This is a genomic window from Streptomyces sp. MZ04 (genome assembly GCF_004684775.1).
GTDB lineage: Bacteria > Actinomycetota > Actinomycetes > Streptomycetales > Streptomycetaceae > Streptomyces.
The window spans coordinates 1-1,684 of sequence record NZ_SRIC01000550.1 but is presented as its reverse complement, the minus strand read 5'-3'; the positions used below and the strand labels follow the sequence as shown (position 1 = coordinate 1,684).

The following is a 1,684-nucleotide window of genomic DNA, read 5'->3' as shown; positions in this document are numbered from 1 at the left end:
TGCTATTCGTCGGCAGCGTCAGTTGTGTATAAGAGACAGCGGTAAAGATTCGCCGCGAAGCGGCGGCGTCGTCCGGGCGCGCGGTCAACGACGGTGAGGGCGCCGGACGGGATGCGCTGCGGGGCAATCGGGCGGGTGGATGGGGAAAATCCGCCGCGAAGCGGCGGTCTTGAGCGCGGCCGGGGAAAGTCAACGGCGTTCCGGTTGCCGCACCGCTAAGCGCGTCTTCGCCCTCGGCATGGCCGGGTGCAGTCCGAGCAGCACGATGCCGGCCACGATGGCCGCGAGGCCCGCCGCCTGCCAGGCCAGCGCCGCCGTATCCGTCCGCAGCTGGTCCCCGAGGAAACCCACCCCGCACACGATCCCCGCCAACGGCTGCGCAGCGGTCAGCGCGGGCAGCGACATCCGCAGCGGCGCCGTCTCGAACGCGCTCTGGACGAGCAGCAGCCCCGTCACGCCGAGCACAAGCACCGCGTACGGCTGCCACCCCGTGAGCAGATGGGTCAGGCCCCCGTCGTCGAACCGCTGCCCGCTCACCCGCGTCAACGCGTCCTGCACTCCGTAGAGGAGACCCGCCGCCACCCCGAGCAGCACGGGCCCGACCGTCCACCGGTGCCGGGACGCCTTCGCGTACGCCGTGAGGAGCATCGCCGTACCCACCATCACGCCCATGATCAGCCACTGCCGCAGCTGATCGGACTCCGCGTTGCCGCCCTGCGGCTGCCCCGCCACGATGAACGCCGTCACCCCGCCCGCGAGCAGGGCCAGACCCGCCCAGCCCTGCCGTCCCAGGGGCTGCTTCGTCCGGTACCGGGAGAGGGTCAGGGCGAACAGCAGGTTCGTGGCGAGGAGCGGTTCCACCAGGGAGATCTCACCCTGGGCCAGCGCGAGCGCGCCGAGGATCATGCCGCACACCATGAGGCCGATCCCGCCCAGCCACTCCGGCACCCGCACCAGGTCGAGCAGGAGCCGCGGCGAGAGGAAGTCGCTCAGCGGGGCCCGCTGGGCGGCGTCCTGCTGGAACACGAAGCCGAAGCCCAGGCAGCAGGCGGCCGATACGCCGAGGACGAGGATCAGGACCGACACGTCGTACCTCGAGACGGGGGACGGGGCAGGTGCTCAAGGCGGGCCACGGGGTGGGGACTTGGCGGGTACCCGGCCGACGATAGTCCCGTTCTCCGCGCCCCGCTCCGCGAGTGACCCGAACCGGGTAGTTGACGTGGGTCACCTGGGTACTCAGGATCTGACTCACCAGTAACTCCCCCCTTTGGTGCGCCCCCGCCCCCGTACTAGGAGGAACGACCCTTATGGCCTACGACGCAGATGTGATCGTGATCGGCGCGGGTCTCGCCGGGCTCGCCGCGACGGCCGAGCTCGTCGACGCAGGGCGGCGGGTCATCCTTCTGGACCAGGAACCCGAACAGTCCATCGGCGGGCAGGCGCACTGGTCCTTCGGGGGACTGTTCTTCGTGGACTCGCCGGAGCAGCGGCGGCTGCGGATCAAGGACTCGCACGCGCTGGCCCTGCAGGACTGGATGGGCACGGCCGCCTTCGACAGGGCCGAGGACCACTGGCCGCGGAAATGGGCCGAGGCGTACGTCGACTTCGCGGCCGGCGAGAAGCGGTCCTGGCTGCACGGGATGGGCGTGCGGTTCTTTCCGTGGGCTGTCTCTTATACAGATCT

Annotated in this window: 2 protein-coding genes; one reads left to right on the top strand and one right to left on the bottom strand. The window is 70.4% G+C overall.

Annotated elements, in window-relative coordinates; genetic code table 11:
- Positions 1-189: 189 nt before the first annotated feature.
- A complete protein-coding gene (locus E2651_RS43030) occupies positions 190-1,086 on the bottom strand; it encodes a DMT family transporter (RefSeq protein ID WP_135336701.1) in 897 nt (298 codons plus the stop codon).
- Between the two features lie 221 nt (positions 1,087-1,307).
- Here E2651_RS43030 and E2651_RS43025 point away from each other — a divergent pair.
- On the top strand, positions 1,308-1,684 hold a 377-nt coding region (locus E2651_RS43025), incomplete at its 3' end, for an FAD-dependent oxidoreductase (RefSeq protein ID WP_135336700.1).